This window comes from Rhizobium sp. USDA 3886, assembly GCF_056279785.1.
This window is the reverse complement of record NZ_JBWCDC010000001.1, coordinates 1,055,595-1,078,492: the sequence shown is the minus strand read 5'-3', so window position 1 is coordinate 1,078,492 and position 22,898 is coordinate 1,055,595. Positions and strand designations below refer to the sequence as shown.

At 61.5% G+C, this 22,898-nt stretch carries 19 protein-coding genes and 2 pseudogenes; 14 read left to right on the top strand and 7 right to left on the bottom strand.

All coding sequences use genetic code 11. The annotated features are described in order from the left end of the window. The first annotated feature begins 57 nt into the window (after window positions 1-57). The 7 genes from ACZ9BX_RS05590 to ACZ9BX_RS05560 are packed head-to-tail and all read left to right on the top strand — an operon-like array spanning window position 58 to window position 5,745. Window positions 58-552 carry a flavin reductase gene (locus tag ACZ9BX_RS05590; protein ID WP_027512422.1) on the top strand — a complete coding sequence of 165 codons (495 nt, stop codon included), beginning with the start codon at window positions 58-60 and terminating at the stop codon, window positions 550-552. A 20-nt stretch (window positions 553-572) separates the two neighbouring features. Next, window positions 573-1,496 carry an AAA family ATPase gene (locus ACZ9BX_RS05585; protein WP_476216284.1) on the top strand — a complete coding sequence of 308 codons (924 nt, stop codon included), beginning with the start codon at window positions 573-575 and terminating at the stop codon, window positions 1,494-1,496. Window positions 1,497-1,498: 2 nt separating this feature from the next. Further along, window positions 1,499-2,761, top strand: coding sequence for a vWA domain-containing protein (locus ACZ9BX_RS05580; protein ID WP_476216282.1), 1,263 nt, complete (start codon window positions 1,499-1,501; stop codon window positions 2,759-2,761). Beyond that, on the top strand, window positions 2,758-3,087 hold the full coding sequence (locus ACZ9BX_RS05575; RefSeq protein WP_087002451.1) for an XdhC family protein: 330 nt from the start codon (window positions 2,758-2,760) through the stop codon (window positions 3,085-3,087). The genes ACZ9BX_RS05580 and ACZ9BX_RS05575 overlap by 4 nt, the downstream gene beginning before the upstream one ends. Further along, window positions 3,087-3,794 (top strand): XdhC family protein, encoded by a 708-nt coding sequence (locus tag ACZ9BX_RS05570; RefSeq protein ID WP_476216279.1) that lies wholly within the window; start codon window positions 3,087-3,089, stop codon window positions 3,792-3,794. Before ACZ9BX_RS05575 ends, ACZ9BX_RS05570 begins: the two co-directional genes overlap by 1 nt. Further along, window positions 3,791-5,425, top strand: a complete 1,635-nt coding sequence (locus tag ACZ9BX_RS05565; RefSeq protein ID WP_476216278.1) for an NTP transferase domain-containing protein — start codon at window positions 3,791-3,793, stop codon at window positions 5,423-5,425. The genes ACZ9BX_RS05570 and ACZ9BX_RS05565 overlap by 4 nt, the downstream gene beginning before the upstream one ends. A gap of 2 nt (window positions 5,426-5,427) precedes the next feature. After that, window positions 5,428-5,745 carry a TfoX/Sxy family protein gene (locus ACZ9BX_RS05560; RefSeq protein WP_132567124.1) on the top strand — a complete coding sequence of 106 codons (318 nt, stop codon included), beginning with the start codon at window positions 5,428-5,430 and terminating at the stop codon, window positions 5,743-5,745. Here ACZ9BX_RS05560 and ACZ9BX_RS05555 read toward each other — a convergent pair whose 3' ends face one another. The 5 genes and pseudogenes from ACZ9BX_RS05555 to ACZ9BX_RS05535 all read right to left on the bottom strand — a co-directional run bounded on the left by ACZ9BX_RS05555 (window position 5,746) and on the right by ACZ9BX_RS05535 (window position 10,538). Beyond that, complete coding sequence (locus tag ACZ9BX_RS05555; RefSeq protein WP_476216276.1) at window positions 5,746-6,168, bottom strand: NUDIX domain-containing protein; 423 nt, start codon at window positions 6,166-6,168, stop codon at window positions 5,746-5,748. A gap of 7 nt (window positions 6,169-6,175) precedes the next feature. Further along, window positions 6,176-7,674, bottom strand: a pseudogene (locus tag ACZ9BX_RS05550) (DEAD/DEAH box helicase). 156 nt (window positions 7,675-7,830) lie between these two features. Next, window positions 7,831-9,141: a peptidoglycan DD-metalloendopeptidase family protein gene (locus ACZ9BX_RS05545; RefSeq protein ID WP_476216274.1), complete on the bottom strand. Its 1,311-nt coding sequence runs from the start codon at window positions 9,139-9,141 to the stop codon at window positions 7,831-7,833. Between the two features lie 100 nt (window positions 9,142-9,241). Beyond that, a pseudogene (locus ACZ9BX_RS05540) lies at window positions 9,242-10,068 on the bottom strand (ferritin-like domain-containing protein). Further along, window positions 10,065-10,538, bottom strand: coding sequence for a peroxiredoxin (locus ACZ9BX_RS05535; RefSeq protein ID WP_087002461.1), 474 nt, complete (start codon window positions 10,536-10,538; stop codon window positions 10,065-10,067). The pseudogene ACZ9BX_RS05540 and the gene ACZ9BX_RS05535 overlap by 4 nt, the downstream one beginning before the upstream one ends. Before the next feature lie 124 nt (window positions 10,539-10,662). Between ACZ9BX_RS05535 and ACZ9BX_RS05530 the strand changes: the two genes are divergently transcribed. Next, window positions 10,663-14,058 (top strand): hypothetical protein, encoded by a 3,396-nt coding sequence (locus tag ACZ9BX_RS05530; protein WP_476216272.1) that lies wholly within the window; start codon window positions 10,663-10,665, stop codon window positions 14,056-14,058. A 47-nt stretch (window positions 14,059-14,105) separates the two neighbouring features. On the opposite strand, the gene tyrS is transcribed toward ACZ9BX_RS05530, so the two are convergent. After that, window positions 14,106-15,362, bottom strand: coding sequence for a tyrosine--tRNA ligase (tyrS, locus tag ACZ9BX_RS05525; protein ID WP_476216270.1), 1,257 nt, complete (start codon window positions 15,360-15,362; stop codon window positions 14,106-14,108). 109 nt (window positions 15,363-15,471) lie between these two features. On the opposite strand from tyrS, the gene ACZ9BX_RS05520 reads away from it, so the two are divergent. Continuing rightward, a complete protein-coding gene (locus ACZ9BX_RS05520) occupies window positions 15,472-16,593 on the top strand; it encodes an anhydro-N-acetylmuramic acid kinase (RefSeq protein ID WP_476216268.1) in 1,122 nt (373 codons plus the stop codon). Next, window positions 16,590-17,111 carry a GNAT family N-acetyltransferase gene (locus tag ACZ9BX_RS05515; protein WP_476216266.1) on the top strand — a complete coding sequence of 174 codons (522 nt, stop codon included), beginning with the start codon at window positions 16,590-16,592 and terminating at the stop codon, window positions 17,109-17,111. The genes ACZ9BX_RS05520 and ACZ9BX_RS05515 overlap by 4 nt, the downstream gene beginning before the upstream one ends. Before the next feature lie 3 nt (window positions 17,112-17,114). Here the strand turns inward: ACZ9BX_RS05515 and ACZ9BX_RS05510 are convergent, their stop codons facing one another. Beyond that, entirely contained in the window at window positions 17,115-17,792 is a 678-nt protein-coding gene (locus ACZ9BX_RS05510) for an alpha/beta hydrolase (protein WP_476216264.1), read from the bottom strand. A 202-nt stretch (window positions 17,793-17,994) separates the two neighbouring features. On the opposite strand from ACZ9BX_RS05510, the gene ACZ9BX_RS05505 reads away from it, so the two are divergent. The 4 genes from ACZ9BX_RS05505 (at window position 17,995) to sufD (ending at window position 22,898) form a co-directional block, all read left to right on the top strand. Continuing rightward, window positions 17,995-19,161, top strand: coding sequence for a cysteine desulfurase family protein (locus ACZ9BX_RS05505; RefSeq protein ID WP_476216262.1), 1,167 nt, complete (start codon window positions 17,995-17,997; stop codon window positions 19,159-19,161). A gap of 141 nt (window positions 19,162-19,302) precedes the next feature. Next, window positions 19,303-20,772, top strand: a complete 1,470-nt coding sequence (gene sufB / locus ACZ9BX_RS05500; RefSeq protein ID WP_476216260.1) for a Fe-S cluster assembly protein SufB — start codon at window positions 19,303-19,305, stop codon at window positions 20,770-20,772. Window positions 20,773-20,844: 72 nt separating this feature from the next. Further along, the gene (sufC, locus tag ACZ9BX_RS05495; RefSeq protein WP_027512441.1) at window positions 20,845-21,600 is read left to right on the top strand and encodes a Fe-S cluster assembly ATPase SufC; all 756 of its coding nucleotides are present in this window, start codon (window positions 20,845-20,847) and stop codon (window positions 21,598-21,600) included. Window positions 21,601-21,623: 23 nt separating this feature from the next. Beyond that, window positions 21,624-22,898 carry a Fe-S cluster assembly protein SufD gene (sufD, locus tag ACZ9BX_RS05490; RefSeq protein WP_476216258.1) on the top strand — a complete coding sequence of 425 codons (1,275 nt, stop codon included), beginning with the start codon at window positions 21,624-21,626 and terminating at the stop codon, window positions 22,896-22,898.

The window sequence follows — 22,898 nt, the reverse complement described above, 5'->3', positions numbered from 1 at the left end:
CGATGGCATCCATATTAGCGGCACGAGAATAGGCGGCGCGGCCGCAGGAGACCGCATTTGTTGAACAGGCAGCCGATCGATCCGCAGCTTTATCGCGATGCCATGAGCCGTTTCGGCGGTCATGTGCAGCTTGTGACAACGGTGCTTGGCGAGACACGCCGCGGCGTGACGATCACCGCTGCCTGCTCGGTATCCGACGATCCTGCCTGCGTGCTCGTCTGCCTCAACAACAGCAACCCGAAGAACGACATTTTTTTCCAGAGCGGGATTTTTGCGCTGAATACGCTTGGCGCGCATCACCAGGCGCTCGCCGACGCCTTTTCGGGACGCGCGCCGATGAGCAATGACGAGCGATTTGCGAGCGGCAGGTTCGAGAAGCTGGTCACCGGCGCGCCCGTGCTCTGGGATTCCCTCGCCTCCTTCGATTGCAAGGTCATGGAAATCAAGGAGATGTCGACTCACCACATAATCTTCGGCGAGGTCGTGGCCGTGCGTTTCAACGAAACAAAGCCGGCTCTGCTCTATATGAACCGGGACTACCACGCGCTATAACTCCCTAAAAGGGAGGAGATATGCCCGATCATCCGCAGCAGCCCGCGTCTATCGACGAGACGATCGCCATGCTGGCAGGCGAGGATTATCTCGCGGGCCGGTCGCTGGCGACGGTGCTCTTTCTCGCCCTGAAGATGAAACGGCCGCTGTTTCTCGAAGGAGAGGCCGGCGTCGGGAAGACCGAGATCGCAAAGGTGCTTTCGAAAGCGCTCGACCGGCCGCTGATCCGGCTGCAATGCTACGAAGGCCTCGATATCGCATCCGCCGTCTACGAGTGGAACTATCCGGCGCAGATGCTGGAGATCCGGCTTGCGGAAGCTTCCGGGTTGACGGATCGCAGCCGCATCGAATCCGATATCTTTTCCGAGCGCTACCTTATCCGCCGCCCGGTGTTGCAGGCGCTTTCGTCCGCAGACGGTCGCGCGCCGGTCTTCCTGATCGACGAGCTCGATCGCACCGACGAAGCTTTCGAAGCCTTCCTGCTGGAAGTGCTCTCGGATTTCCAGGTGACCATCCCCGAACTCGGGACCATCAAGGCTGCCGAGCCGCCGATCGTCATCATCACGACCAACCGGACGCGCGAGGTGCACGATGCGTTGAAGCGCCGCTGCCTCTATCACTGGGTTGATTATCCGGAAGCCGAGCAGGAACTCGAAATCATCCACCGGAAGGTGCCGGGCTGCAACGAGGCGCTGTCGCAGCAGATCGTCGCCTATGTGCAGAAGCTGCGCACGCTCGATCTCTTCAAGAATCCCGGGGTGGCCGAGACGATCGACTGGGCGACGGCTCTCACCGAACTTGACCGTCTGGCGCTTGATCCGGAGACCATTTCCGACACGATCGGCACACTTTTGAAATATCAGGACGACATTGCGCGCATCCAGGGCGGCGAGGGCCTGCGGGTGCTGAACGAGGTCAAAGACGAGTTGAGAGCCGCAGGCTAGAGATGGAAACGCAAGCGCCGCACGACAGTATCGCGGTTCCGCCGTTGCCGCTGGGCGAGGGGCGCTTTGCCGACAATATCGTTTTCTTTGCCCGGACGCTTCGCAAGGCCGGTCTCAAGATCGGTCCGGGTTCCATTGTCGATGCCATCGAAGCGGTCGAGGCAATCGGCATGGGTTCGCGCGAGGAGTTCCACGCGGCGCTCTTTGCAGTCTTCGTCAAACGTCACGAGGACAAGCCTGTTTTCGACGAAACCTTCAGACTTTTCTGGCGCTCCCGCGATCTGGTGGAGAAGATGATTGCGATGATGTCGCCGCGTACGCCCGACAATCGCGAAAAAGAAAAGGCGAAGGCGGGTGAGACGCGTGCCAGCGATGCGCTTCTCGGCGACCGGCGCGACAATAGACCAGCTCGCGATGAGCCGGATATCGAAATCGATGCGCGGTTCACCACATCCGGCAACGAAGTCTTTCGCCGGATGGATTTCGCGCAGATGTCGACGGCGGAAATTGCGTTGGCGAGAAAAGAACTCGCCCGGCTGCAGCTGCCGCTCGACAGCGTGCCGACGCGGCGCTTCAGGCAATCGCATGTTCACCGGCAGGTCGATCCGCGGGCGACGATGCGCTCGGCGCTGCGCACCGGCGGCTCGCTGATCCTGCCGCGCTATCGCGAACAGAAGGAAATCCAGCCGCCCTTGGTGGTGCTTGCGGATATTTCGGGCTCGATGAGCCAGTACACCCGCATCTTCCTGCATTTCCTGCATGTGCTGACGGAAAGCAGGCGCCGCGTTCACACATTCCTTTTTGGAACGCGGCTCACCAACGTCACGCGGCAGATGCGCCACAAGGATCCGGACCAAGCCTTGGACGAATGTGCTAGCGCCGTGAAGGACTGGTCCGGCGGCACGCGCATCGGCGAAACGCTGAAGGAATTCAACCGGTTGTGGGCGCGCCGCGTCCTCGGCCAGGGAGCCCTGGTGCTGCTGATCACCGACGGGTTGGAGCGGGAAGGCATCGAGTTGCTGGCCGAAGAGATGGACCGGCTACACCGATCCTGCCGGCGGCTGATCTGGCTGAACCCGCTTCTGCGCTTCGATGGCTTCGAGCCGCGGGCTCGCGGCGTTCGCGCCATGCTGCCGCATGTTGACGAATTCCGTCCGGTTCACAATCTATCCTCCCTGAGCGACCTTGCTGTGGCGCTCGGCGCAGGCAGATCGCCGACACACGATCGGCGGCGTTATCTCGAGAAAATGAAAGGCATGGCATGAGCGAGACGTCTTTCGGCCTCGATCCGCTGATGGCGGCGGAGGAATGGAAGAAGAGCGGCCGCGACGTGGCGATCGCGACCGTCATCGAAACCTGGGGTTCGGCTCCGCGCCCCGCTGGCAGCCATCTGGTGATCGATGGCGACGGCAATTTCGAGGGCTCGGTCTCCGGCGGATGCGTCGAAGGTGCGGTCATCGCCGAGGCGATGGACGTGATCGGCGACGGCAAGGCGAAGATGCTGGAATTCGGGGTTGCCGACGAGACTGCCTGGCGCGTCGGGCTATCCTGCGGCGGCCGCATCCGCGTCTTTGTCGAAAGGCTCGGCTGATGGAGATTGCCAATCTGGAGCGCCTGAACGCCGCCCGCCGGGCGCGCAAGGCCGTGATGCTGGTTACGGACCTGGAGCGTGGAAGGGATCGTGTGATCCTCGAAGGCGGGCCTGTCGATGGCGCGCTCGGCGATGCGGTGGCGGCGGCATTCCGCTCTGGCAAGTCCGCCACCTGCGAGATCGATGGCGGCAGATACTTTCTCAACGTGCATCTGCCGCCGGCGCATATCGTCATCATCGGGGCAGTGCATATCAGCCAGGTCCTGGCGCAGATGGCGGCGCTTGCCGGCTTCGACGTCCGCATCATCGATCCGCGGACTGCCTTTGCAACGCCGGAGCGTTTCGCCGGGACAGACCTGACGGCTGATTGGCCGATCGATGTCCTGAAGGACCGTCCACTCGATGCCTACACTGCCGTCGTCGCGGTCACGCACGATCCGAAGATCGACGACTTCCCGATTGCCGAGGCGCTTCGGACCGGCTGCTTCTATATCGGCGCGCTCGGCAGCCGCAAGACCAACGGCTCGCGTCTCGATCGGCTGAAGAAGGAAGGTTTTTCCGACGGCGAGCTGGCCCGGATCAAGGGCCCGATCGGGCTTGATATCGGCGCCTCCAGCCCGGCGGAGATCGCCGTCGCGGTTCTTGGGCAGATCATCCAGGCACTGCGCTCGCGCGACATCACGTCTCCGAAAGGCGACAAGGCATGATCTTTGGCGAATTCGATGTCAACGGTGCGGAAGGGCTCGTGCTCGCCCATTCGATTAAGATGGCGGACGGGACGCTGCCGAAAGGACATGTGGTTGATGCTGCGGACGTTGTGTGGCTGAAGAAGTCGGGAGTGGAGAAGATTGTTGCGGCGCGCCTGGAGGACGGCGACCTCGGCGAGGACGAGGCGGCGGCGCGGCTGGGTGAGGCGATCGCACCGGATCATCTCCGCTTTTCGGAGGCAACGACTGGCCGCGTCAACATCTATGCCGCGACGGACGGGCTTTTTGTGGCTGACCGGGAAGCTGTCGATCGGCTCAACCGCATCGATCCTGCGATCACGCTCGCCTGTCTTGCAGACCATACGCATGTCAGCGCGGGCGATATGGTGGCGACCTTCAAGGTTATTCCGCTGGCGGTTCCAGGCGCGAAGATCGATACTGCCTGCGCCGAGCTCCGCGCGACCGCACCATTTCAGGTGAAACCGTTTGCCGATCACGCCGTTTCGCTGATTGCCACGGAGCTGCCCTCGTTGAAGGTGTCGGTGATGGACAAGACGGCGCGCATCCTGGAGCGGCGTCTGGCCGCTTCCGGCAACCGGCTATCGCGGGAGCGGCGCGTGCCCCATGAGGCGAAGGCGCTTGCGGCCTCGATCAAGGATGTCATGGCGATTCCGGAGGACGCGCCGAAGCTCGTCGTCGTTTTCGGCGCCTCGGCCGTCATCGACGCGGCGGATGTCATTCCGGAAGCGATACGCGACGCGGGCGGGCGCATCCTGAGTGTCGGCATGCCGGTCGATCCGGGAAATCTGATGGTCCTCGGCCGCATCGGCGAAACTTATGTCGTCGGCGCTCCGGGCTGTGCCCGCAGCCCGAAGGAAAACGGCTTCGACTGGGTTCTCGACCGCATCCTGGCCGGCGAGGAGCCGCGCGCGAGCGACGTCACCGGAATGGGCGTCGGAGGCCTACTGATGGAGATACAATCGCGGCCACAGCCGCGCGACGTGCCTGCCAGGAAACGTGCGGATGCTTCCGTTGCGATCGTCCTGCTTGCCGCCGGCCGGGCGCGCCGCATGGGCGAGGGCGGCCGGCACAAGCTGCTGGCCGAATTCGACGGCATGCCGCTGGTGCGCCGCTCGGCGTCGATTGCTGTTGCCAGCAGGGCTTCGTCAGTCACGGTCGTGACGGGTCATCGCCGTGCCGAGATTGAAGCCGCACTTGAAGGCTTGAGCGTGCAGTTGGTCTTCAACGCCGATTATTCTTACGGCATGGCAAGCTCTCTCGCGGCCGGCTTCGCGAATGCCCATGCGGGCGGCGCAGACGGCGTCCTCGTCATGCTTGCGGATATGCCGGGTGTCTCGACGGCGGACCTCGATCATTTGATCAGCGCATTCGAGCAGGCCGAAGGCCGGGCGATCGTTCGGGCGGTCTCCGGAGGCAAGCGCGGAAATCCCGTCATTCTGCCACGATCACTGTATCATCCAGTGCTTGCCCTCGAAGGCGATGTCGGCGCGCGCCACATCATCGAGACGGCAGGGCTACCGGTCGTCGATGTCGACATTGGCGAGAGCGCGCATCTCGACGTGGATACACCGGAGGCGATTGCCGCGGCAGGCGGCATACTGAAAGGATAGAAATGGACGCGGCTGGTATAGAGGAAATGTTTCAGGGGCTCGGTCCTGTGACGATCAAGCGCATGTTCGGCGGCAAGGGCATCTATCACCTCGGCCGCATCGTCGCCGTCGAAGTCGGCGGCGAGGTGCTGCTCAAGGCGGACGGCGAGAGCGCCCCGGAATTTGCCGCAGCGGGCTCCAGCCAATGGGTCTATGAGGGCAAGAAAGGCAATCCGGTTAAAATGCCCTACTGGTCGATCCCGGAAGCCGCCTATGACGATCCGGATGAAATGGCGAAATGGGTCCGGCTTGCCTACGAAGCGTCGCTCAGAGCCGAATAATCAGCGGAAGTCTTCGTTGTCCAGATAACCGATTGCGGCCTTGGCGAAGTCGGAGAGCGGGGTCGGCAGTTCGGATCGCGTGAACCAGCCGAAATCCGAGAGTTTTTCCGGCTCCGTCAGCTGAGGATCGCCTTTGACCTGTCGAGCGATATAGAGAAACGAGACCCAATGCTGCGCGTCAGCGCCTGAAATCACTTCCGCGTGACCGAGAAGTTCGGTTCGAGCAATCGTCAATCCGGTTTCTTCCTCGGCTTCGCGGCGCGCGGCTTCGGCTGTTGGCTCCATATGATCGACTTTGCCGCCGACGATGCTCCAGTGACCGGCTTCGGGCGCACCAATGCGCCTGTAAAGCAGGATCTTGCGGTCGCGCAAAATCACCATGCCGACGCCGAGACCCGGAAAATCGATGCCAGGCTTGCCCATCGGACGATCAGATCTTGGCGTTTGCCGCGATCAGCATGAAAGCGGGAATGTCGTCGCCGAAACCGACCGGCGTCGGGCCGTCGTCGTGGTCGCGATAGCGGCGGCGTTCACGACTGTCGTCGTTTGCCGGGTAGGGCCGAGAGTTGCGCGCGCTGTTCTGCGGCTTGTTTTCTGTTTTGCGCTCGTGCTTCACGCTTTCGGCCTTTGCTGGTGCTGCTGCTTCGATGGCTTCGACGGCATTATCCTCGGCGCCGACATCAGTTTTATGAACCCGGCGCTCCTTAGCGCGGCCACGGCCGCCCTTGTCGCGATCCCGGCTACCCCCGCGCGGCGCGGGCGATCGTCTTCGCGGCCCGGTTCCGGAGGCGGAAGAGCGGAGAGATCGCCACTCAGCCATTCGACCTTCTCGCCGATCAACTTTTCGATCGCGTCGGCATGTTTCTGGTCACGGCTGGTGACGATGGTGAAGGCAGCGCCGGAACGGCCCGCGCGGCCAGTCCGGCCGATGCGGTGCACGTAATCCTCGGCATGGATCGGGACATCGAAGTTGAAGACGTGGCTGACGTCCGGAATGTCGAGACCGCGGGCGGCGACGTCGGAGGCGACGAGCAGTTGCAGCTGCCCGTCACGGAAGCTCTGAAGCATATTCGTGCGCGAGCGCTGGTCCATGTCCCCATGGAGCGCGCCAACGGAGAAGCCATGGCGTTCCAGGGAACGAAAGAGGTCGGCCACGTCCTTCTTGCGGTTGCAGAAGATGATCGCGTTCTTCAACTCTTCCTGCGCACGGACGAGCTCTCGCAGGGCGGCGCGCTTCTCGTAATCCTTGCCGTGGGAGGCGACGAAGCGCTGCGTGATGTTCGCGGCGGCGGAGGCCGGCTTTGCGACTTCGATGCGTTCCGGATTCTGCAGGAACCGGTCGGCGAGCTTCTGGATTTCCGGCGGCATGGTCGCCGAGAAGAACAGCGTCTGGCGCGTGAAGGGGATGAGTTTGGCGATACGCTCGATATCGGGGATGAAGCCCATGTCGAGCATGCGATCTGCCTCGTCGATGACGAAGATTTCGACGGCACTCATCAGGAGCTTGCCGCGCTCGAAATGGTCGAGCAGGCGGCCGGGTGTGCAGATGAGGACGTCTGCGCCACGCTCGAGCTTGCGGTCCTGGTCTTCGAAGGATACCCCGCCGATCAGCAGCGCCACGTTCAGGCGATGGTTCTTGCCGTACTTCTCGAAGTTTTCAGCGACCTGCGCGGCGAGTTCGCGCGTCGGCTCGAGGATGAGCGTCCGCGGCATGCGGGCACGGGCACGGCCCTTTTCCAAGAGCGACAACATCGGCAGCACGAAGGATGCCGTCTTGCCCGTACCGGTCTGCGCGATCCCGCAAATGTCACGGCGCTGCAGGGCGAACGGAATTGCTCCTGCCTGGATAGGAGTGGGGATCGTGTAGCCGGCGTCGGTAACGGCGGAAAGCACTTTTTGGCTCAGGCCAAGATCAGCAAATGTCGTCAAGGGGGAAACTATTTCCGTTCAGGTTCGGCCATACTCTGTTGAGTCGGCAGGATTGCATGCCGCAATGCAGCGCGACATAATCCCAAACGGCTTGCAAGTCAAGGAATACGGGCCCTGCGGCGCTCGTATAGGTAAAACTGTCGTTACTGCAGTTGATTATTTGATGTAAGTGGCAAGTTTAAGACCGGCATTCATGAAATACACAGGATCGACCGCGCGGCCGTTCTGGCGTACCTCGTAATGCAGATGCGTGCCCGTCGAGCGGCCGGTGCTGCCGGCAAGGCCGATCACACCCGACCGGCCGACCGTATCGCCGGCCTTCACCAGGATCTGCGACATATGGCCGTAACGGGTGGAAACGCCGTTGCCGTGATCGATCTCGACCATGTTGCCGTAGCCGCCTGTCCAGCCCGCATTGACGACCGTGCCCGGGGCTGTAGGACGCACTCTCTCGCCCGGAGCAAAGCGGAAATCGACGCCGGAATGAAAGGCGAGGCGGCCGAGGAAGGGATCGCGCCGATTGCCGAAGGGGCTGGTGATTTCCTTGCCGATCGCCGGATTGCGGAACGGGAGGGTTTCGGCCGTGCTGCGAACGGCTTCAAGGCGCGTCAAGGCGGCATCGAGCTGCGCGAGGGAATTGTTGAAATCGTCGCCGTTTTCCGGCTCGACATACGGGCCGCCGACGGCGCTGTCATCCGCGGACTGGACGGCAGCCTGTTCCGGCACAGCAATCCTGAAGCGGGTCAGGACTTTCTCGATACTATTGGCGGCATCGCCTGCATCCGCCGTCAGTTGTTCGAGACGGGCGCGCTGATCTTCTTCCACGCCTTTCAGCGAAAGCGTGACCTTCGAGAACAGTCGGTCGGCACGATCGCCGACGGTTTCGGGGGCTGGTACATAGGCGAGCGCGGAATTGCTGGGCACCGCGCCGGCCGGTTCGCCGGCGCCTGCCATCAGCTTGCCGATCGCCTCGGCACCCCCTGAAAGGGATGCACGTTTGTCCTTCGTCACGGGTTCGAAGGATTGGACTGGCACCACGGTCTCATCCTTCCCCGTCAGGCCGGAATTTTCCGCACGGTCGAGGAGGGAGCCGAGCTTGCCATGGCGCGAGGTCAGCGCCATCTGCTGCTCCATGAGCTTGTCAACCTTGTCCTCCACCAGCTGCTGGTCGAGCAGTTGACGCGAGGTGACCCGGTCGACCTGCGCACGCAGGGCCGCGATGCGATCTTCATAATCATGCTGCATGCGGGCCTGGCGCGCCATGGTGGCGCCGATCAGGTCGTCGCGAAGGACGAGGTAGGAGGTTGCAAGCAGATAGCCGATCACCAAGACGCCGGTAAAGCAGAAGGCAAGCGCTGCCATCCACGGCTTTATGGTTACGTGCCGGACTTTGTCGCCGCTGGCGAGAATGAGGATATGTTCCTGCGAACGCTTGCCGAATACGCGATTATGCTGTGCATGCGTCACGGAGAATCTCCCAATTGATGCGCCCGTGCTTCGATTAGGAGTGATTACACACTGTTATGGTTAACAAATACCCAAGCTGGCTCGTTAATGCACGTATAGGTTATAAATTGCTAGTTGAAGTCAACGAACGATAGAAAGAAGGCGTGAGCCCGGCTTCCGCGCGCGCCAGATCGTTGAACGGCGGCTTCAGCGGCCCGCGGAAGTTTGCGCGCACCAGGTCCTTAAAGGTCTGCGCTGGGTCGCGGCGTTCGCGGGCGCAGAGGAAGCGGAACCACTTGGCGCCAACTGCCACGTGGCCCTTTTCATCGTTGTAGATGACATCGAGCACTGCTGCACTTGCGCGAGGTCGCCGGTTTCGCGCATCTTCGCCTGCAAGGACGGCGTGACGTCCAGGCCGCGGGCTTCGAGAATCAGGGGGACGACGGCAAGCCGTGCCGTGAGGTCGTTCCTTGTGGCGTGCGCGGCCTGCCATAGGCCGTCATGGGCGGGCATGTCGCCATAGTCGGCGCCGAGATCCCGCAGGCGCCCGCGGACCAGGCGAAAGTGCTTCGCTTCCTCGAAGGCAACCTGCATCCATCCGTCGAAGAACGAATTCGGAACCGCTTCGGTTGCAAAACGCGCAACGATATCGAGCGCCAGATCGACGGCATTGAGCTCGATATGCGCGATCGCGTGAAGCAGCGCGATACGGCCGTTGACGGTGTGCAGCGAGCGTCTCTCGACCTGTGTCGGGGGCACCAGTGCCGGCGTTTCCGGCCGACCGGGCCTCTCCGGCAGCTGCGCATCACGCGGCGAACGCAGGGAAACCCTTCGTGCGAACCAGCGGGTCGCCGCTTCCTGTGCGAGGGCAGTCTTGCGATCGAGATCGGCGGAGCAGATGGCGTCGATCGCGCCGCCACGCAGCGATGTCATCGAAAGCGAGTTCATGCGCTGAGGTTCCTGACGGCCTTCAGAACGTCTTCAGCGTGGCCGGGCACCTTGACCTTCTGCCAGATCATCGCGACCGTGCCATCAGTGCGGATCAGAAAGGTCGTGCGCTCGACGCCCATGAAATTGCGGCCGTACATGCTCTTTTCCTTCCAGACGCCGTAGGCCTGCAGCGTCGTCTTCTCTTCGTCCGACGCGAGCGCGACCGAAAGGCTGTGCTTCTTGATGAAGCGTTCGTGGCATTTGACCGAATCGGGCGACATGCCGATGACCGCCGCCCCGGCGGCGTCGAAGTCGTCGGCCAGAGCGGTGAAGGCCAGCGATTCCGCCGTGCAGCCGGTCGTATCGTCCTTCGGATAGAAGAACAGAACCAGCGGCTTTCCGCGGAAATCGGAAAGCGATACCCGTCCGCCGCCGTCGCGGGGAAGATTGAAATCCGGGGCCGTGGCGCCGATGCCGAGAACCGCCATGTGTGGTAACCTTTCTTTTGCCGGGTTTATGGATGACACTGTGATCGGCGGATATATATTGAAGCTCAATTCGTCCAGCCAGACCGGGGCGGTCAGATTCTAACTCAGGGGTTATCCAAAGCGCATGGCGGCGGTTCGCGGCGAAAAAATTACGTTTCGCAAAAAAGATATCGTCGCGCTGCATGAGCTTCCCTCCGCACAGGCCGAAGACCCGATCATCGTGCATTGCCCGCCGCCGCGGCGCTCACGCGTCCGGCGTGCGGCGAATGTGACGGCTGGTTGTGTTGCCGCCATCCTCTTTGTTCTGGCGGCGATCATTTTCACTATCGAAAGCGGCATGTTCGATGCGACGCTGTCGCGCCAGGCGCAGACCGCGTTGAATTCGGCGATAGGTCCCCGCTATCAGGCAGAGGTAGGGTCGACCGTCATCCGTTTCACGTCCGGTGCGCAGCTCGCGCTTGAAGCCCGTAACGTCAATATCGTCGATCAGCAAAGCGGGCAGCATCTGTCGACGACCGGCGCGATGCGCATGGCGCTCGATCCGTTTGCGCTCTTTCGTGGACGTGTGGCCGTGACGGCGATCGAAGCCGAGGATATTGCGCTCGACACGGCGCTTCTGCCATCCGGTGGCTCCGTGGACTTAAGCAAGCTTCGCATCGACGCAATTCCGCAGGCGATGGAAGCGGCGTTTTCTCATCTCGATATCCTGGACGACTTTGTCGAACGTGGGGGAACGGATACTGTCCGTCTCTCCGGCATCGACATCAAGCTCTCAGACACCGTCAACGGTCCGCTTTCGATGGTGGTCGACAGTCTGGTCTTCGCGCATGCGGGGCCATCTTCGATGCATTTGACGGGCGAGGTGGCAATCAATGGCGAAGTGGCGATGCTTGACGTGCTTGCTGAAAAGAGCGCCGGGAAAGCCTCACGATTTACGGCGAAGCTCACCCATGCCGATCTGACGCCATTTACTCTGAAGCGAAACGTGCTTGGGGAAATCCGGCAGGGCGTGAACAGTTTTGCGGACGTTGCCGTTTCCGCCGTGCGCGGCGCTGGCGATGTCGCGCCGTCCCTCGCTGCCAGGGCGGATATTGCGCCGGGGTTGATCTATCTCGAGGGAGACGAGCAGCAGCTGAACGGCGGCCGCATCAATCTCGGCTACGACTTCACGAAACAGACGCTTGAGATCGCAAGATCGCAAGCGCAATTTGGCAACACCTCCGTTCCGTTCAACGGCGCCATCATCGACCTCGACAAGCTCGATCCGGCGGCTGGTAAGGGCTTTGGCATCGATCTCCTGATCAGCGGCGGCACGGCTGCTCCAGTGGGGTCGGGCGAACAGCCGCTTGCTTTCGATCTCCAGGCGATGGGCCGCTATCTCGTCGCCTCGCGGGAGCTGCAGTTCACGGGCATGACGGTTTCCAGTCCCCTGGGGCAGCTGTTCGGATCGCTTCATGTCAATTTTGGCGACAAATCACCGGAAATCAGTTTCGCCGGACAATCGCAGCAGCTTCAGACGGCTGCGATCAAGCAGCTCTGGCCGTTCTGGATGGCGCCCAGGGCGCGCGATTGGGTACTTGGAAATCTCTTCGGCGGTACGGTCACCAATGCGTCGATTTCCGTATTCATCCCGTCCGGCAAACTGGACGAGGCCGTCGGCAAGGGGCTGAGACTCGGCGACGAGCAGATCCGTATCAATTTCGATATCGCTCATGCGCGCATGAACGTGGCAGGTGATATTCCGCCGATCCGCGATACGTCCGCCCATTTCGACCTGACCGGCCAAAGGGCGGTCATTTCGATCAAGAGCGGCACCTCATATTTCGCGTCAGGCCGTTCCGTCAGCCTCGGAGAGGGCACCTTCGTGCTGCCCTCAACTTACGAAAAACCGCTGATGGCGGAAATGAAGCTCGCCATCTCCGGCGATGCCGATGCGGTGGGCGAACTCCTGACTTACAAACCGGTCCAGGTCCTGCAGCGCGCCGGCCTCATGGCCGGGGACCTCAAGGGCAAGATCACCGCCGACGTCGAGGCGCGGCTCGGCCTTCTGAGATCGCAGAATCCTCCGCCGCCGGAATGGAAGGCGGCGATGCAGCTCAGTGGTGTCGATATCGGCAAGCCGGTGTCGGGCCGGATGATCAACAATCTGAACGGCACGCTCGACGCCGATCCACGGCAGGTGGCGCTCGATGCCGAAGGGCAGATCGACGGCGTAGTCGCCGAAATCGAACTCGTCGAGCCGACGGACAAATCGTCCGGTATCAAGCCGCAGCGCATCATCACGGCGACGCTGAACAACGCTGAGCGCGCAAAGGTGCTTCCTGGCCTATCCGGGATCATCGACGGCAGCCTGACAATGCAGCTGACGAAAATCGATGAGGAACGCCAGAACGTTCGGATCGATCTCGACAAGGCGTCGCTGCAGCTTCCCTGGATCGGCTGGGCGAAGGGAAGCGGGATCGGAGCAACGGCGGAATTCGAAGTATCGGGGCCGCCCGAGAACACGCAGATCAGGAATTTCCGCCTGAAGGGCGACGGCTTCGGTGCCAGCGGCTCGCTTGTCCTCAACAAGGGCGATCTGGCATCCGCCGATTTCGACAGCGTGAGACTTTCGTCGCTTGACGACTTTGCGATATCGATCAGGCGCAACAGGGGCAATTTCGACGTTTCGCTATCGGGGGACACGGCTGATCTGCGCCCGATTCTTGCGAGATTGAAGAACGGGCAGGGCAATAGCGACGAAGACGGCGGCAGCTCCAACGTCTCCGTTCGTGCGAAGCTCAGCAGCGTCGTCGGCTTCAACGATGAAAAGATCCGCAATCTGGAGGCCACTTACATCTCGCGCGGCGACCGGCTGCAGGCACTGAATTTCTCCGGCGTCACCGGCAGCGGCGAGGCGGTTGTCAGCCAGACAAGAGAAGGCCGTGTCCTGAACATCACCAGCGGCGACGCCGGTGCCGTCTCGCGCTTTGCAGATTTCTACCAGCACATGCAGGGCGGCTTGCTCAACATGTCGGTCAGGCTTGGGAACGGCGGCGATTGGGATGGCTCCGTCGACATACGCCGCTTCGCCATCATCAACGAACAACGCCTGCACTCGATCGTTTCAACGCCGGTCGGCGAGGACCAGCGTAGTCTCAATTCCGCCGTCAAACGCAATATCGACACGTCGGCGCAGCGCTTCCAGCGCGGCTTCGCGCGCGTCGTCTCCCGCGGCGGCGTGATCGGTATCGAAAACGGCGTGGTGCGCGGCGATCAGATCGGGGCCACGTTCCAGGGCGTGATCCGCGATCAGCGCGGCAACATGGATATGATCGGCACCTTCATGCCCGCCTATGGCTTGAATCGGCTGTTTGCGGAACTGCCGGTCATCGGCATCATTCTCGGGAACGGTTCAGATCGCGGCCTGATCGGCATCACGTTCAAGCTGACAGGCAAATTCGACCATCCGGCCATGCAGATCAATCCGCTGTCGATTATCGCGCCAGGCGTTTTCCGTAACATCTTCGAGTTCCAATAAAAAAGCCGGCGCGGGGCCGGCTTCCTTTAGGTTCGATAGCGTGCCGGTCAGGCGGCGCGGCGGATCAGGATGTGCTTCTTCTTGCCGAGCGAGAGCTTGATGACGCCATCGGCGGTGATCTCGCCGCTGCCGATCAGCCGGCGCTCGTCGCTAACCGCCTGGTCGTTGATGCGCACGGCACCGCCTTGCACGTGACGGCGGGCTTCGCCGTTGGAGGCGGCAAGGCCGGCGCGGACCATCAGCGAAAGCAAGCCGATGCCGGCGTCGAGTTCCGAGGCGGGAACATCTACGGAAGGAAGGTTCTCGGCAACGCGACCTTCCTCAAAGGTCGTACGTGCGGTTTCGGCTGCGCTCTCTGCATTCTCGCGTCCGTGGACGATCGCGGTCGCCTCGGTCGCAAGTATCTTCTTCGCTTCATTGATTTCCGATCCGCCGAGGGCCTCCAATTTGGCGATTTCGGAAAGCGGCAGACGTGTGAAGATCTTCAGGAAGCGGCCGACGTCGGCATCTTCCGTGTTGCGCCAGTACTGCCAAAAGTCGTAGGGGCTGAAGACATCCTCGTTGAGCCAGACGGCACCGGAGGCAGACTTGCCCATTTTTGCGCCGGAACTCGTCGTCAACAGCGGTGTTGTCAAAGCGTATAGCTGCGGCGTCCCCATGCGGTGACCGAGGTCCACGCCGTTGATGATATTGCCCCACTGATCCGATCCGCCCATCTGCAGGCGGCAGCCATAGCGGCGGCTGAGCTCGACGAAGTCGTAGCCCTGCATGATCATGTAGTTGAATTCGAGGAAAGAGAGCGACTGCTCGCGGTCGAGACGCAGCTTTACGCTGTCGAAGGAGAGCATGCGGTTGACCGAAAAGTGGCGGCCGACATCGCGCAGGAACTCGACATAGTTCAGCTTCATCAGCCAATCGGCATTGTTGACCATCGTCGCATCAGTCTTGCCTTCGCCGAAACGCAGGATACGCGAGAAGATTTTCTTAATGCCTTCGATGTTGGTCGCGATCGCCTCGGGCGTAAGGAGCTTGCGCTGCTCGTCGCGGAAGGAGGGGTCGCCGACCATCGAGGTGCCGCCACCCATCAGTGCAATCGGCCGATGGCCGGTTTCCTGCAGCCAGTAGAGCATGGTCGCGGAGATCAAGTTGCCGATGTGAAGGCTTGTCGCCGTAGCGTCGTAGCCCACATAGGCCGTCACGGTTTCCTTGGCGAACAATTCGTCGAGGCCCGATTCATCGGAGATCTGATGAATGAAGCCGCGCTCTTTTAATGTGCGCAGGAAATCGGATTTGAACTCGGACATGACTTCGTCTCTTCGGGGTGTCGGATTGATACTTGTTGAAGTGCCGCGGCGCGTTTAGCACTGTTTTGCCGAAAGTGCACTATTCCGTTCGGAATGTTTTGGAGGATGGATGGGTAAAATAAGAACCGCGATCGGCCTGATGAGCGGTACGTCGATGGACGGGATCGATGTCGCCCTGGTTCGCACGGACGGTGAAGCCCACGTGGAACGCCGGCTGTTCCTGGGTATGCCTTACGATCCGGCCTTTCGCGACAGGCTGAAGCTTGCGCTCGAACAGGCAAAATCCATCCGCAGGCGCGAAGAGCGCCCCGGCGAGCTTGCGGCGATCGAGCGCGAACTGACGATACGTCATGCATCTGCCGTGGCGGAATTTCTCAATCGTCACGGTCTGGATCGCAGCTCGATCGATGTCGTCGGCTTCCACGGCCAGACCGTGCTGCACCGGCCGGACGAAGCGTTGACCGTCCAGCTCGGCGACGGGCCGCTGCTTGCGAGGGAAACCGGCATTGCGGTCGTCTACGACATGCGCGCCAACGACATGTTGCACGGCGGTCAGGGCGCACCGCTCGTGCCGGCCTATCACGCAGCGCTGGCGGGGACTATTCGAGACACCAAACTGCCGGTCTGCTTCGTCAATATTGGCGGCATTTCGAACCTGACCTATATCGGCGCCGAAAGCGCGATCGTCGCCTACGACAGCGGGCCGGGAAACAGCTTGATCGATCAATGGGTTGAGACCCACGCCGGAATACCGTTCGATCAGGGCGGCATGATCGCGTCCGAAGGCAAGATCGTCGCCGAACTAGCCGGCCGATACCTGAATAGTCCGTTCTTTACGGCCGGGAAACGCCGGTCGCTCGACCGCAACGACTTTCTGCCGCCGAACGGCAAGGACGCCGAACTTGCCGACGGTGCGCGCACGCTTGCTTATGTCGCCGCGGCCTCGATCATCAAATCGGCCGGTCACCTGCCGGTGACACCGGCCCTTTATGTCATCTGCGGCGGCGGGCGGCTGAACCACACGATCATGCGGGACCTTGCCGATCTCGCTGGGCAGCAGAAAGCTGCCGTGATCTCCGCCGAGGACGCTGGCTTCAACGGCGATGCCATGGAGGCCGAAGCTTGGGCCTATCTCGCGGTGCGGTCGCTGGAGGCACTGCCGCTCACCTTTCCGGGCACGACCGGCGTTCGACAGCCCGTCAGCGGCGGCATTCTTGCGAGGTCACAATGACGGAAAAGATCATTCTGGAAACACCGCGGCTGCGGCTGGTGATGTGGGACGCAGCGGATGCAGGGCTTATCATGGCACTGCATTCAACGGTAGGCACGACGCGCTATATGTCAGGCGGCGCACCCTGGCATATGGAAAAGTGTGAGGAACGGCTTGCGAACTGGATCAAGGAGCAAGCGCGGGACGGTACGACGAAATACAAGCTGCTGAGCAGAGGTGACAGACGCTTCATCGGCCGCGCCGGAATTTCAATGCATGATCGCGACGAGAACGAATTCGAACTTGGCTATGCGCTTCGCGAGGAGGAATGGGGAAAGGGCTATGCGACGGAGGTAGCGAGCGCGCTTGCCAAGTGGTTCTTCGCCGAGGGGTTCGCCGGGCGCTTCATCGCTTTCACGCATCCGGAAAACTTCGCCTCGCAGCATGTGCTGAAGAAGATCGGAATGCGACAGATAGCGCCCCGGCTGATCGACGGTTTCGTGGCGCCGACATTCGAGCTCGGCGCCACCGATATTTGATTGTCAGCGAATGCGCTTCGCAGCTGGCTCCGGCACCAGTTCGCCGTTGAGGCGCCGGTCGAGGTAATCCTCGCATTCGGCCATCAGCGTGTCGACCTGGCCGTTGAAGAAGTGATTGGCATTCGGCACCGTGCGGTGGGTGATCAGAATACCTTTCTGCGTCTTCAGCTTCTCGACCAGACCGTTAACATCCTTCTCGGGTGCGACCTTGTCGGCGTCGCCGTTGATGATCAGGCCGGAGGACGGGCAGGGCGCCAGGAACGAGAAGTCGTAGGTGTTTGGCTGCGGCGCGATCGACATGAAGCCTTCGATTTCCGGGCGGCGCATGAGGAGCTGCATGCCGATCCAGGCGCCGAAGGAATAGCCTGCCACCCAGCAGGTCTTCGAATCGGGATGCAGGCTCTGAACCCAGTCGAGTGCTGAAGCGGCATCCGAAAGCTCGCCGGCGCCGTGGTCGAATTCGCCCTGGCTGCGGCCGATGCTGCGGAAATTGAAGCGCAATGTCGTGAACCCGCGCTTCTGGAACATGTAGAAGAGCTGGTAGACGATCTGATTGTTCATCGTGCCGCCGAACTGCGGGTGCGGATGCAGGATAAGGGCGATCGGCGCGCTTTTTTCCTTGGAGGGCTGGTAGCGGCCTTCAAGACGGCCGGCTGGGCCGTTGAAAATGACTTCGGGCATCGGTACTCCGGGTTTTTATTTTCGCGTTCCTGGCGCTTAGACTTGACGAACGTTGTCAGCTTTTCTAAAACGCAGTTTAGAACAATTCGAAACTTGTATGCGATCCACGCATCGTGGAAGTGTCATAAGGCAAGCCCGGCGGACATTTCAAGAAAAATGAACCGTAGCAGCCTAACTGGAATCAAGCGCAGGACAAAAGAACATGGCGCCGCCCCGCCTTTATCTTGATTGGAACGCGACATCGCCGCTGCATCCCGCAGCGCGCGAGGCGGTTCTGAGCGCGCTCGATCTCTTTGGAAATCCGAATTCGGTCCACGGAGAAGGTCGCGCCGTGCGCGCTGCAATCGAGGCCGCGCGCCGCCAGGTTGCGGCACTGACTGGAGCCGAGCCGGCACATGTGGTTTTTACGAGCGGCGCGACGGAAGCGGTCAATACGGTGCTGACGCCGGATTTCCGCATGGGACGCACGCCGCTTGCGATAGGCCATCTCTATTATTCGGCGATCGAGCATCCGGCGGTGCGTGAAGGCGGGCGCTTTCCGGCTGAAAAGACGACCGAAATTCCGGTCACGTCTGCGGGTGTCGTGGATCTGGCAGCGCTGGAGAGATTGCTTGCGGGCCACGACAAGGCCTCAGGCCCGCCGATGGTGGCGATCATGCTCGTCAACAACGAGACCGGTATCGTCCAGCCGGTTCGCGAAGCCGCCAAGATCGTACAGACGTACGGCGGACTTCTCATCGTCGATGCGGTGCAGGCAGCAGGACGCTTGAAGCTCGACATCAACGAGCTCGGCGCCGATTTCCTGATCGTGTCTTCGCACAAGCTCGGCGGGCCGAAGGGTGCCGGTGCGCTTGTTTCGCGCGGCGAGGTTCTGATGCCGCGGCCGCTGATCCGCGGTGGAGGCCAGGAAAAAGGTCACCGGTCGGGGACTGAAAATTCGTCCGCCATCATTGGCTTTGGTGCCGCCGCAGCCGCGGCGCTTGATGAATTCGACGACCGCAATAGCAGATTTGGAAGGCTTCGCGATCGTCTTGAGGACGGTATGCGGCGTGCGGCGCCCCATGTGCTTATTTATGGCGCGGGCGCGCCGCGGGCATCGAATACGAGTTTCTTCACGCTTCCGGGCCTGAAGGCCGAGACCGGCCAGATCGCCTTCGATCTCGAGGGCATCGCGCTTTCGGCGGGCTCCGCCTGCTCGTCCGGCAAGGTCGGCGAGAGCCATGTTCTTGTGGCCATGGGCTGCGACCCGAAAATAGGGGCGCTGCGCATTTCACTCGGCTTTGCGACGACGGAAGAAGAAATCGACAGGGCGGTCGCTGCCTTTGCGAAGATAGCCGGGCGGTGCAGGCGGGCCGGGGAGGCGGCCTGACCACCTCACTAAATTGCGGAAACGCAAATTTCCGCTTGCCAATCGGGCTGAAAAACCCCTTTTGGCCACCTACATACGGGGTAAGGAAAACTGCCCCAAGACAAGCTGCCGGACCTTTACCCGGCGAGATTGGAGAACGATATGCCCGCCGTCCAAGAAACGGTTGAACGCGTCCGCCAGATCGATGTGGACCAGTACAAATATGGCTTCGAAACCATCATCGAGATGGACAAGGCACCCAAGGGCCTGTCCGAGGAGATCATTCGCTTCATCTCCGCCAAGAAGCGCGAGCCGGAATGGATGCTCGAATGGCGCCTTGAGGCCTACAAGCGCTGGCTGACGATGGACGAGCCCACCTGGGCGCGCGTCGACTATCCGAAGATTGATTTCAACGATATCCACTACTACGCCGCGCCGAAGAGCACCTCCGGCCCGTCGTCGCTGGACGAGGTCGATCCGGAGCTGCTGAAGGTTTACGAAAAGCTCGGCATCCCGCTGCGCGAACAGGAAATCCTTGCCGGCGTCGAGAAGTCGAGGATCGCCGTCGATGCCGTCTTCGATTCCGTTTCGGTGGTGACGACGTTCAAGGAAGAGCTGAAGAAGGCCGGCGTGATCTTCATGTCGATCTCGGAAGCGATCCGCGAGCATCCGGAGCTGGTGAAGCAGTATCTCGGCACGGTCGTTCCGCAGACCGACAATTACTATGCGACGCTGAACTCCGCTGTTTTCACCGACGGCTCCTTCGTCTTCGTGCCGAAGGGCGTCCGCTGCCCGATGGAGCTTTCCACCTATTTCCGTATTAACGAGAAGAATACTGGCCAGTTCGAGCGCACGCTGATCATCGCCGAGGAAGGCGCCTATGTGTCCTACCTCGAAGGCTGCACGGCGCCGCAGCGTGATGAAAACCAGCTGCATGCCGCCGTTGTCGAACTGATCGCTCTCGACGATGCCGAAATCAAGTATTCCACCGTCCAGAACTGGTATCCGGGCGATGCGCAGGGCAAGGGCGGCATCTACAACTTCGTCACCAAGCGCGGCGATTGCCGCGGCGACCGCTCGAAGATTTCGTGGACGCAGGTCGAGACCGGCTCCGCGATCACCTGGAAATATCCGTCCTGCATCCTGCGCGGCGACGACAGCCGCGGCGAGTTCTATTCGATCGCCGTGTCCAACGGACATCAGCAGGTCGACAGCGGCACCAAGATGATCCATCTCGGCAAGAACACGTCGAGCCGCATCATTTCCAAGGGCATCGCCGCAGGCGTGTCGCAGAACACTTATCGCGGTCAGGTTTCGGCTCACCGCAGAGCATCGAAGGCGCGCAACTTCACACAGTGCGACTCGCTCTTGATCGGCGACAAGTGCGGCGCCCATACCGTGCCTTACATCGAGGCGAAGAATTCGACGGCACATTTCGAGCACGAGGCGACCACCTCAAAGATCTCCGAAGACCAGCTCTTCTACTGCCTGCAGCGCGGCATTCCGACGGAAGCGGCGATCGCGCTGATCGTCAACGGTTTCGTCAAGGAAGTCCTGCAGGAGTTGCCGATGGAATTCGCCGTCGAGGCGCAGAAGCTGATCAGCATCTCGCTCGAAGGCAGTGTCGGCTGACGCCAACCGAAATCACTACGCGATGGCGCGCCCGGCGCGCCTTTACCCGATTGCTTTTTATGGGACATGACCATGCTTGAAATCAGAAACCTGCACGCCCGCATCGCCGAAGACGGCACCGAGATCATCCGCGGCCTGGACCTTACAGTGAAGGCCGGCGAAGTCGCTGCCATCATGGGCCCGAACGGCTCCGGCAAGTCGACGCTCTCCTACATTCTTGCGGGCCGCGAAGACTATGAAGTGACCGAAGGCGACATCCTTTACAACGGCGAGAGCATTCTCGAGCTCGACGCCGCCGAGCGCGCCGCCAAAGGTATCTTTCTGGCTTTCCAGTATCCGGTCGAAATCCCGGGCGTCGCCACCATGCAGTTCCTGAAGGTGGCGATGAACGAGCAGCGCAAGGCGCGCGGCGAAGAAGAGCTGAAGACGCCGGATTTCATGCGTCTCGTCAAGGACGCAGCCGGCAAGCTGCAGATCAATACCGAGATGTTGAAGCGGCCGCTGAACGTCGGCTTTTCCGGCGGTGAGAAGAAGCGCGCCGAGATCCTGCAGATGGCGCTGCTCCAGCCGCAGCTTTGCGTGCTCGACGAAACCGATTCCGGCCTCGATATCGACGCGCTGAAGATCGTTGCCGATGGCGTCAACGCGCTGCGTTCGCCGGACCGCGCTGTGGTCGTCATCACCCACTACCAGCGCCTGCTCGATTACATCATTCCGGACACCGTTCACGTCCTCTACAAGGGCCAGGTGATCAAATCCGGCGACAAGACGCTGGCGCACGAGCTGGAAGCTAACGGCTACGCCGACATCATCGGAGCGGCAGCCTGATTCAGGCGGAAAGGACGAGTCTCATGAACATGCAGACGACGAGCCGCCTGACTGCCGCGGAAGCGGCGCTCATCGAGGCTTTCAACAATCAATTCGGCGAACTGCCCGGTGACGGCGCGGTGACGGCGACCCGTGACCGGCTGCTGGACGACCTGAAGAAGGGCGGCCTGCCGACACGGCGGATCGAGGCCTGGCACTATACCGACCTCAAGAACCTGCTTCGCGCCGTTCCGGCCGTTGCCGGGGACGCCGCATCGAAAGAGATCGAACCGCTGATCGAAGGTTCTTCGGTTCTCTCGATCGTGCAGGGCCATGTCGACCCGAGTGCGAGTGCGGGCGAGCTTGAGATCTCCAGTTACGCGCAGCACCTGATCGACGGCTCGGCCGTGGCGGGGCTCGGCGCGCTTGGTGCGGATGATGCCGTCGGCCGCATCAACGGCAGCTTCGTGCGCGACGGCTATGTCGTTGATGTACCGGCGGGCACCGAATTGGAAAGGCCGCTGGAGATCGATCTCGTCCATGCCGGCGGCCAGATCCATACGCGCCTGCCCGTATCGTTTGGCGCAAACGTCAAGGCGATCGTGATCGAGCGTCACCTGTCGGTGACCGGCGATGCGGCACTCGTGTCCCATGTCAGTGACATCTCGATCGGCGACGGCACGGAACTCACCTGGATCATCCTGCAACAGCAAGGTGGCGAGGATACGCATCTTGGCCAGATCCGCATCGATCTTGGCGCCAATGCCAAGCTGAAGCTGTTCGTCATCAACGCGGGCGGCAAGCTGGTGCGACAGGAGTTGCACATCAAGGTGACAGGCGAGGGTGCGGACCTGACGCTCCGGGGCATCAACCTGCTCGGCGGCGATACGCATACCGACGTGACGATGGTGCTCGGCCACAACGTTCCGCACACCGGTTCGACGGAGATCATCCGCAACGTCGTCTTCGACCGCGCCAAGGGCGTCTTCCAGGGCATGATCCGGGTTGCGCCCGATGCGCAGAAGACCGACGCGAAAATGTCCTGCAACACGCTGCTAATGTCGGACGATGCCGACTTCTCGACGAAGCCGGAGCTCGAGATCTTTGCCGACGACGTCCAGTGCGGCCACGGCGCGACCGTTGCCGATATCGATGACAATCATCTCTTCTACATGATGGCTCGCGGCGTTCCGGAGAACAAGGCGCGGGCGATGCTCGTCAAGGCCTTCGTCGCCGAGATCGTCGAGGAATTGGAAGACGAAGCCCTGGTCGAGGCGCTGGAAGGCGTCATCTCGGCCTGGCTCGAAAAGCACGCCTGA

What these genes read in the sequence shown, in the direction of transcription:
- ACZ9BX_RS05585 (WP_476216284.1), top strand. Translation starts at nt 573, where the DNA reads ATGCCCGATCATCCGCAGCAGCCCGCGTCTATCGACGAGACGATCGCC.
- ACZ9BX_RS05580 (WP_476216282.1), top strand. Translation starts at nt 1,499, where the DNA reads ATGGAAACGCAAGCGCCGCACGACAGTATCGCGGTTCCGCCGTTGCCG.
- ACZ9BX_RS05575 (WP_087002451.1), top strand. Translation starts at nt 2,758, where the DNA reads ATGAGCGAGACGTCTTTCGGCCTCGATCCGCTGATGGCGGCGGAGGAA.
- ACZ9BX_RS05570 (WP_476216279.1), top strand. Translation starts at nt 3,087, where the DNA reads ATGGAGATTGCCAATCTGGAGCGCCTGAACGCCGCCCGCCGGGCGCGC.
- ACZ9BX_RS05565 (WP_476216278.1), top strand. Translation starts at nt 3,791, where the DNA reads ATGATCTTTGGCGAATTCGATGTCAACGGTGCGGAAGGGCTCGTGCTC.
- ACZ9BX_RS05560 (WP_132567124.1), top strand. Translation starts at nt 5,428, where the DNA reads ATGGACGCGGCTGGTATAGAGGAAATGTTTCAGGGGCTCGGTCCTGTG.
- ACZ9BX_RS05555 (WP_476216276.1), bottom strand. Translation starts at nt 6,168, where the DNA reads ATGGGCAAGCCTGGCATCGATTTTCCGGGTCTCGGCGTCGGCATGGTG.
- ACZ9BX_RS05535 (WP_087002461.1), bottom strand. Translation starts at nt 10,538, where the DNA reads ATGGCGGTTCTCGGCATCGGCGCCACGGCCCCGGATTTCAATCTTCCC.
- ACZ9BX_RS05530 (WP_476216272.1), top strand. Translation starts at nt 10,663, where the DNA reads ATGGCGGCGGTTCGCGGCGAAAAAATTACGTTTCGCAAAAAAGATATC.
- tyrS (WP_476216270.1), bottom strand. Translation starts at nt 15,362, where the DNA reads ATGTCCGAGTTCAAATCCGATTTCCTGCGCACATTAAAAGAGCGCGGC.
- ACZ9BX_RS05520 (WP_476216268.1), top strand. Translation starts at nt 15,472, where the DNA reads ATGGGTAAAATAAGAACCGCGATCGGCCTGATGAGCGGTACGTCGATG.
- ACZ9BX_RS05515 (WP_476216266.1), top strand. Translation starts at nt 16,590, where the DNA reads ATGACGGAAAAGATCATTCTGGAAACACCGCGGCTGCGGCTGGTGATG.
- ACZ9BX_RS05510 (WP_476216264.1), bottom strand. Translation starts at nt 17,792, where the DNA reads ATGCCCGAAGTCATTTTCAACGGCCCAGCCGGCCGTCTTGAAGGCCGC.
- ACZ9BX_RS05505 (WP_476216262.1), top strand. Translation starts at nt 17,995, where the DNA reads ATGGCGCCGCCCCGCCTTTATCTTGATTGGAACGCGACATCGCCGCTG.
- sufB (WP_476216260.1), top strand. Translation starts at nt 19,303, where the DNA reads ATGCCCGCCGTCCAAGAAACGGTTGAACGCGTCCGCCAGATCGATGTG.
- sufC (WP_027512441.1), top strand. Translation starts at nt 20,845, where the DNA reads ATGCTTGAAATCAGAAACCTGCACGCCCGCATCGCCGAAGACGGCACC.
- sufD (WP_476216258.1), top strand. Translation starts at nt 21,624, where the DNA reads ATGAACATGCAGACGACGAGCCGCCTGACTGCCGCGGAAGCGGCGCTC.